Below are 7822 nucleotides of genomic sequence, written 5' to 3'. Positions count from 1 at the left end.
CTTCTGGAGCGTTATCGATAGATGCGAAGTCTTTAGCTTCACCACCGTACACTTTTGAAAGTGTAGTACAGATAGCAGCAGTTAGAGTTGTTTTACCGTGGTCAACGTGGCCGATAGTACCAACGTTTACGTGCGGTTTCGTACGTTCAAATTTTTCTTTAGACACGAGCGTGTTCCTTCCTAGTTATGATTCGCCATGATCATTATTGATCAAGACGCGCCAGAAATTGCTATTTTATGCGCCAACTCTCGCTAGCGCAATATTTGGACGTATGGATTTTCAAAAAAATGAAAAAATATACGTCCTACTTTATTAACCACGTTCTGCAATGATTGCATTTGCAACATTTTTAGCCACTTCAGCGTACTCACTAAACTCCATAGAGTATGAAGCACGACCTTGTGTCGCAGAACGTAAATCAGTTGCGTAACCGAACATAGCTGACAACGGAACTTGTGCACGAATTATCTTCAGGCCAGCTGTCCCCTCGTCCATACCTTCGATGATGCCGCGACGACGGTTAATATCGCCAACAACGTCACCCATCCAGTCTTCTGGAGTAGTTACTTCAACTTTCATCATAGGCTCAAGCAGTACTGGTTGTGCTTCAAGCGCACCAGTTCTGAAAGCCATAGAGGCAGCGATTGTAAACGCCATCTCACTTGAATCTACTTCATGGTAAGAACCATCATATAGTGTAGCTTTGATATCCAAAACAGGATAGCCAGCAAGCACACCATTATTCATTTGCTCTTCAACGCCTTTCGCGACAGAGTCAATAAATTCTTTCGGTACTATTCCATTAGCAATATCGTTAACGAAGACAAAACCTTCGCCAACTTCTGATGGTTCTAGTTGTAGCCATACGTGACCGTATTGACCTTTACCACCATGCTCACGGATAAATTTACCTTCAGCTTTCGCTGTACCACGAATTGTTTCACGATAAGCTACTTGAGGATTACCAACGTTGCAGTTAACGCTAAATTCGCGCTTCATACGGTCAACGATGATATCTAAGTGCAGTTCACCCATACCAGAGATCAATGTCTGGCCAGTTTCGTCGTCTATTTCTACACGGAAAGACGGGTCTTCTGCTGCAAGCTTGCTTAACGCAATTGTCATTTTATCTTGATCGGCTTGAGAACGAGGCTCAACTACGATCTGAATAACAGGATCTGGGAATTCCATACGCTCAAGAACAATCTTATGGTCTTGATCACATAGAGTTTCACCAGTAGTGACATCTTTTAAGCCAATAATCGCTGCGATGTCACCTGCTCGTACTTCTTTCACTTCTTCACGCTTGTTTGAGTGCATTTGAACAATGCGACCTAAACGCTCACGTTTTTGTTTTACTGAGTTGTAAGCGGTTTTACCACTTTCAACAACACCAGAATAAACACGTACGAAAGTTAAAGTACCAACAAATGGGTCTGTTGCAATTTTGAATGCGAGAGCCGAAAACGGTTCGTTGTCATCAGCATGACGTTCAGCTTCATTATCATCTGCATCAACACCTTTAATAGCAGGTACATCAACAGGAGATGGAAGGAACTCAACAACAGCATCAAGTACAGCTTGTACACCTTTGTTCTTGAATGCACTACCACAGGTAGCAAGAACAATTTCATTATTAAGTGTACGAATACGAAGACCTTGCTTGATTTCAGCTTCAGATAACTCGCCTTCTTCAAGGTATTTATCCATAAGCTCCTCAGATGCTTCAGCAGCAGCTTCAACAAGTTCAGTGCGGTATTCTTCAGCCATTTCTTGCATGTCAGCTGGAATTTCTTCGTAATTGAAGGTCATGCCTTGATCGGCTTCATTCCAGTTAATTGCTTTCATCTTGATTAGGTCAACAACACCTTTGAACTCATCTTCTGCACCAATGTTTAATTGGATAGGAACAGGGTTCGCACCAAGACGATCTTTAATTTGCTCTACGACTCTTAAGAAGTCTGCGCCCGTACGGTCCATCTTATTAACGAAAACCATACGAGGAACTTTATATTTGTCCGCTTGACGCCATACAGTCTCAGACTGAGGTTCAACACCAGATGAGCCACAAAACACAACAACAGCGCCATCAAGTACACGCAAAGAACGTTCTACTTCGATAGTAAAATCTACGTGCCCTGGAGTGTCGATGATATTGATGCGGTGATCTTGATACTGTGCTTCCATACCACGCCAAAACGTAGTGGTAGCAGCAGAAGTGATCGTAATACCGCGCTCTTGCTCTTGTTCCATCCAATCCATGGTGGCAGCACCATCGTGAACTTCGCCAATTTTGTGAGAAAGACCGGTATAGAACAGAATACGTTCACTTGTGGTTGTTTTACCTGCATCTACGTGAGCAACGATACCAATATTACGGTAGCGCTCAATAGGTGTTTTACGAGCCACGGTTGAATCCTCTTAACTTAGAGACTTAGGGACTATTGCTATGTCAAAGATGACGTATTTAAAACAGCTTAAATATTTAAACCCTAGAAATAGCAATAGTTCCTAGCTTTCGCATAGGAACTAAAGAAGCGCTGCAAGGAACCTTGCAGCACTATAAAGGTATTACCAACGGTAATGAGCGAATGCTTTGTTAGCATCAGCCATGCGGTGAACGTCTTCACGTTTCTTAACCGCAGTACCTTTGTTCTCAGACGCGTCTAGCATTTCAGCAGCTAGGCGTTGAGCCATAGATTTTTCACCACGCTTACGCGCAGCTTCAACTACCCAACGCATAGCAAGAGCGTTACGGCGAACCGGACGAACTTCTACAGGTACTTGGTAAGTTGAACCACCTACACGGCGAGATTTAACTTCTACCGCTGGGCGAACATTTTCAAGAGCTTCTTCAAATACAGCTAAGTGATCTTTACCAGATTTCTCAGCCATAGTTTCTAGTGCAGTGTAAACAATTTTCTCTGCAGTAGATTTCTTTCCGTCAACCATTAGGATGTTAACGAATTTTGCCAGCAATTCAGATTTGAACTTAGGATCTGGAAGGATCTTACGCTGACCTATTACGCGACGACGTGGCATGGATATTCTCCGTTGTCTTCTTCAGGTTATCCAAAACTTTACAGTTTTTTCAAAAATTAAGAATTTAAATTAATTTAGTGTTTGGCCTTACTTAACGGAATCCATTAAGACTTAGGACGTTTAACACCGTACTTAGAACGACCTTTCTTACGGTCATTTACGCCAGCACAGTCAAGTGCGCCACGTACAGTGTGGTAACGTACACCCGGAAGGTCTTTAACACGACCGCCGCGGATTAGAACAACACTGTGCTCTTGTAGGTTGTGACCTTCACCGCCGATGTACGACGTTACTTCGAAGCCGTTCGTTAGACGAACACGACATACTTTACGAAGTGCTGAGTTAGGTTTTTTAGGTGTAGTAGTGTAAACACGAGTACATACACCACGTTTTTGTGGGCACGCTTCTAGTGCAGGCACGTTGCTTTTAACAACTTGCTTTACACGAGGTTTGCGAACCAACTGGTTAATAGTTGCCATTAACTAGCTCCTGATTTACTTAAAAGTAAGCTTGATGAAAAATCTAGTCCCTATACACAGAGTGTAAATAGGGACGCAAAATTCTATTCAGCAGTGAGAGGTGTGTCAAGAAATATACAGATCTTTTTTAGCCATCTAGAGCTCAACAATTTGCGCATGGTAATCATCACACTCAAACCAACTACCAAGTTATTGATTTAACATTATAAATTGTGAGATCGACAAATGTTTCAAAATCGACTTGTGTAATTGAATTTGCCACCAAATTTTGCAAGCCACGGCTTTGCACATCCGCTTCTAGAACTGAGACGGAATTTATTGACTGCATTCGAGAAAAATAATCATGATTTGGAAGCGCAGCATAGACTGAATTTTCAGTCAAAATTAGCTCATCGCCATCGATTAGAAGGTCGAGAACCAACGTTAACTTGTCTAAAGATTTTACAATATGAAGCATTACAGGCCTTAAAAGGTTAACAATTGGTCGCACTGTCCCATCTTCAGAGCAATCTCCGTTGTCGTCAATGTTTCAGTATCAATGACAAGATCACTCGACTTCAAACCGAACTTTTGTAAGCTATTTTCACAAACATACACTTGTTCGATATCGTATAAATCCATCAACTTGAAAGCTGCTACGTAATCTCGACTAAGTACTTTAGCCGGAGTTTGCTCTTTGAGTAGCTGCGTAACGCCATCCCCGACAAAAAATACTGCGATATCGTCAGTATATGCCGAAGCTGCAAGCAAAGCGTCTAGCCCTTCTCGACCTGATGCTGTCGAATGAGGAAAGTTATGAAATACGAAGGCTATTTTTTTCAAAACTGTACAACCCGATCTTGAGTTAGAAGAGCTTCGGCAAGACTGCCTAATCCGGCCTGTGCGAACCCGTCAGCAAGATTTGACGTAGCAAGCTGATGTTGAGTCGCTTCATCCTGACCAACCACGCCTCTGCGCAGCGCAGCCGCAACACATGTTTCCAGTCGAACATTATGCTCTGATGCAAGCTTCTGCCATTCTGTCACACTGTCAAATTCATCGTTTGCGGGTACAGTTAAACTTGAACCATGAGTCACGCCGTCTTGATAAAAGAAGACACTCGTTAATTGGTGTCCCTTTTTAATCAACGCTTGTGCAAAAAGAAAAGCATTACGAGCAGACTGACTTCCATATACAGAACCATTCACAAGTAAAGTAAAAGTTAAGCTCAACCTTCTTCATCCTCTGTTTTACGCTGACGAATATACAAGTAAACCGTATGCTTGGAGATATTCAAACGATCTGCGACACGGTTAATCGCATCTTTGATATCAAAGATACCTTTATCGTATAGCTCCATCACAATTTGACGGTTTTTGGTATTGTTCGATACCGATTTGTCCGCATTAATTTCTTCGATTGTACGTTCGACTGTTTGATCGACAAGTTCTTCGACATCGCTTGCAAAGTTAACTGAAGATGCAGCTTCTTCTGCCTCTTGAGTCGGCATAAACGAGTGTAGTACTTGAGAAAACGGTGCATCAAGATTAACGTTGATACACAGCAAACCAATAACTCGATTTTCACCATTACGGATAGCAACGGTTATCGACTTCATTAGCACGCCACCCTTGGCTCGCGTGAAGTAAGACCGAGAAAAGTTACGTTCTGAACCTTCGATGTCTTTAAGCATTTTCAATGCTAAATCGGTGATCGGAGAACCGACTTGTCGACCTGTATTTTCACCATTAGCAATTTTAATTGCTGACGTATTTAAGTCTTCTAATGAGTGCAAAACAATCTCACAAAACGGGCCGATAAGACTCGCAATGCCGTCTACTACCGCTTCATAAGATCTAAGAATAATTTTATCGTGTTCACTAAATGGCATTACATTGACAGATTCCATCTCAAGTAACATATCAGCGTTCATCGTTTCTGTAGTTGTCACTTAGTCCTTACCTTCGTGCGAAAAATCAACAAATTGATGTAAGTTTATCAGAAAATTTTAATAGCACACCTAGCTAACCTATCAACTAGTGATTTAGAACAACTTATAAAAGTAACTTTTCTTCGTTAAAAACAAAAAAGGCCTAACAATGTTAGGCCTTTTGACGTCGTTTAAGCTCAATGCTTATTGAACAGCTGTCTCTTCACCGTTTTCAATTTTCAGTAACTCAACTTCAAATACTAATGTTGAGTTTGCTGGAATTGTTGGTGTGTCTTGCTCACCGTAAGCTAACTCCGGCGGGATAACGAATTTGTACTTAGAACCAACTTGCATCAGCTGTACGCCTTCAGTCCAACCTGGAATTACACGGTTAAGTGGGAACGTTGCTGGTTCACCACGGTCGTATGAGCTGTCGAACTGAGTACCGTCAGTCAAAGTACCTTTGTAGTGTACTTGAACTGTGTCTGTATCTTTTGGAGACTCACCTTCAGCGGCAGCCATTACTTGGTAAAGTAAGCCAGAATCTGTTTTAGTCACGCCTTCAGCTTTTGCAAACTCAGTACGGAACGCTTCACCGGCTTCTTTAACCGCTGCAGATTTCTCAGCAGCTTGTGTTTGCATAGTTTCAGCAACACGCTTATCCAGTGCCTCTAAAGCTGCGCGAGTTTCTTCTTCATTCAGCTCAGCGTTACCAGCAAATACGTGCTCAATACCTTTCAGTACCATTTCTTTGTCTAGGTTGATACCTAGTTCACTTGGCTTATCAATGCTCGTGCTCAGGTAGTTCGCGAAAGAGATACCAATAGCGTATGCCGCTTTATCATCTTCTGTCTTAAATTCTACCGCTTTAGCTTGCACTTGCTCTGTTTGAGGCGCTTCTGCTTTTGGTTCTTCTTTCTGACAACCAACTGCCAACATAACGGTTGCAGCAAGCAACGATACTTTTAAAACTGATTTCATTAAAATCTCCAATTAATGGTCAAGCCATTGGTTATTGTGCACAAATCTACTAATTAGACTGGTGTGAATATATTAGTTATACCAATATACTAGTTATATGTCAGTCGACACACTCTGGATTATTGGAAGTAATGCGAATAATTTCTCACTCATTACTATGCTGTATTGTCATCACCATGTTAAATGGTTGCTTTTTCTCGAACAACGACGTCGAACGTTGGGAGATTGAACCTAGTGGCACCACCAGCTTTGYCCTCAGCCGCGATGGCCGCTTCGCCCTGCTTTATTCAAAAGAGAAACACCTACTCCTTTGGGATTTGGCCGATAATAAAGAACTCGCTCAGTTAGGCCAACAAGACCAAGAAGCGAATAGCGTTAATCGTATTCGTATTTCCGACAATGGTCGCTTTGCCATTACCGCAAGCCAAATTAACTTTGCAGTTTGGGACCTATCTTGGACTCAAGCTGAAGGGCTTTGGTCCATATCAGATGGGCTGATTCGAGATGTCGACATATCCAGTAACGGTGAACAAGTCTTACTCGGGCTATCCAACGGTAAAGCTATCTATGTGGACTTAGTCACCGGTAGGCGCTTAGAGTTCCTTGCTCATCGAGAAAAAGTTAACTCTGTTGCCCTTTCTTCCAACGGGCGATTTGCACTTTCTGGTGGAAATGATTACAAGGCTTACTTATGGGACACCCAATCTGGCCTTGTTTTAAGAACCTTTGAACATGAACAACGAGTTAATCGAGTTGCACTCCACAGAGACGGCGAACTCGCGTTTACTTCTGATGGTGGGAATCAAGCCGTGATATGGGATCTTTCTTCTGGTGAAGAGCGAGCGCAGCTAAGTAGCTGGTCAAGACAGTTAATTTTCTCTAGCGCTCGATTTTCTGATGACGGGAATCTTCTGATTACTGGCACACCTTCAGGTCGAGTTACTCTCTGGGACGCCCAAACCGGGAAGCGAATTTCGAACTACGATGTTGAACCATTAAAAGATACTCGCCCTCCACGGGCGGTAGTGTATGATGCAGCCTTTGATTCACAGCAGCGAGTGATTACCGCAACTTCCGCTGGTATTGCACAAGCTTGGAAAATCGACGATTAAAATGACAGATACCGAGACTCAAACTTTGATAAATCGAATTGACGACCTTGAATGCAAATTAGCCTTTCAAGAACAGACAATTGAAGACTTGAATGATGCGCTTACTCAGCAACAGCTTTTGATCACTAAGATGCAAGATCAAATGAAGTTTGTGGTTGGTAAAGTGAAAAATATGGACAACTCAGATTTAGCCGATGCTTCTGAAGAGACGCCTCCTCCGCATTATTGATACGCTATTAGTGATACGACGAATATCAGGTAACAGGCTAATTCACCTGTTACCTAGTAAAATAGGAAG

At 42.4% G+C, this 7822-nt stretch carries 11 protein-coding genes; 2 read left to right on the top strand and 9 right to left on the bottom strand.

The genetic code is table 11. The features are described 5' to 3' along the window. From L4C33_RS06895 to fkpA, 9 genes are all read right to left on the bottom strand, one after another. On the bottom strand, positions 1-166 hold a 166-nt coding region (locus L4C33_RS06895; protein WP_241905600.1), incomplete at its 3' end, for a GTP-binding protein. A gap of 147 nt (positions 167-313) precedes the next feature. Further along, complete coding sequence (gene fusA, locus L4C33_RS06890) at positions 314-2410, bottom strand: elongation factor G (protein ID WP_428811698.1); 2097 nt, start codon at positions 2408-2410, stop codon at positions 314-316. 162 nt (positions 2411-2572) lie between these two features. Beyond that, entirely contained in the window at positions 2573-3043 is a 471-nt protein-coding gene (gene rpsG, locus L4C33_RS06885) for a 30S ribosomal protein S7 (RefSeq protein ID WP_017073678.1), read from the bottom strand. A 104-nt stretch (positions 3044-3147) separates the two neighbouring features. Next, on the bottom strand, positions 3148-3522 hold the full coding sequence (gene rpsL / locus L4C33_RS06880) for a 30S ribosomal protein S12 (protein ID WP_017035800.1): 375 nt from the start codon (positions 3520-3522) through the stop codon (positions 3148-3150). A 181-nt stretch (positions 3523-3703) separates the two neighbouring features. Next, complete coding sequence (tusB, locus tag L4C33_RS06875) at positions 3704-3979, bottom strand: sulfurtransferase complex subunit TusB (protein WP_428811697.1); 276 nt, start codon at positions 3977-3979, stop codon at positions 3704-3706. Positions 3980-3987: 8 nt separating this feature from the next. Further along, entirely contained in the window at positions 3988-4344 is a 357-nt protein-coding gene (gene tusC / locus L4C33_RS06870; protein WP_428811696.1) for a sulfurtransferase complex subunit TusC, read from the bottom strand. Then, positions 4341-4733, bottom strand: a complete 393-nt coding sequence (tusD, locus tag L4C33_RS06865; protein WP_428811695.1) for a sulfurtransferase complex subunit TusD — start codon at positions 4731-4733, stop codon at positions 4341-4343. The genes tusC and tusD overlap by 4 nt, the downstream gene beginning before the upstream one ends. Next, positions 4730-5452: a helix-turn-helix transcriptional regulator gene (locus tag L4C33_RS06860; protein ID WP_428811694.1), complete on the bottom strand. Its 723-nt coding sequence runs from the start codon at positions 5450-5452 to the stop codon at positions 4730-4732. Before L4C33_RS06860 ends, tusD begins: the two co-directional genes overlap by 4 nt. A 183-nt stretch (positions 5453-5635) precedes the next feature. Next, positions 5636-6412 carry an FKBP-type peptidyl-prolyl cis-trans isomerase gene (fkpA, locus tag L4C33_RS06855; protein WP_428811693.1) on the bottom strand — a complete coding sequence of 259 codons (777 nt, stop codon included), beginning with the start codon at positions 6410-6412 and terminating at the stop codon, positions 5636-5638. A 131-nt stretch (positions 6413-6543) separates the two neighbouring features. On the opposite strand from fkpA, the gene L4C33_RS06850 reads away from it, so the two are divergent. Then, on the top strand, positions 6544-7524 hold the full coding sequence (locus L4C33_RS06850; protein WP_428811692.1) for a WD40 repeat domain-containing protein: 981 nt from the start codon (positions 6544-6546) through the stop codon (positions 7522-7524). Between the two features lies 1 nt (position 7525). After that, positions 7526-7753, top strand: coding sequence for a SlyX family protein (locus L4C33_RS06845; protein ID WP_428811691.1), 228 nt, complete (start codon positions 7526-7528; stop codon positions 7751-7753). Positions 7754-7822: the final 69 nt, after the last annotated feature.

The organism is Vibrio makurazakiensis (assembly GCF_050337375.1).
Classification (GTDB): domain Bacteria; phylum Pseudomonadota; class Gammaproteobacteria; order Enterobacterales; family Vibrionaceae; genus Vibrio; species Vibrio makurazakiensis.
The sequence above is the reverse complement of the archived record's forward strand: the minus strand, read 5'-3'. Positions and strand labels throughout refer to the sequence as shown.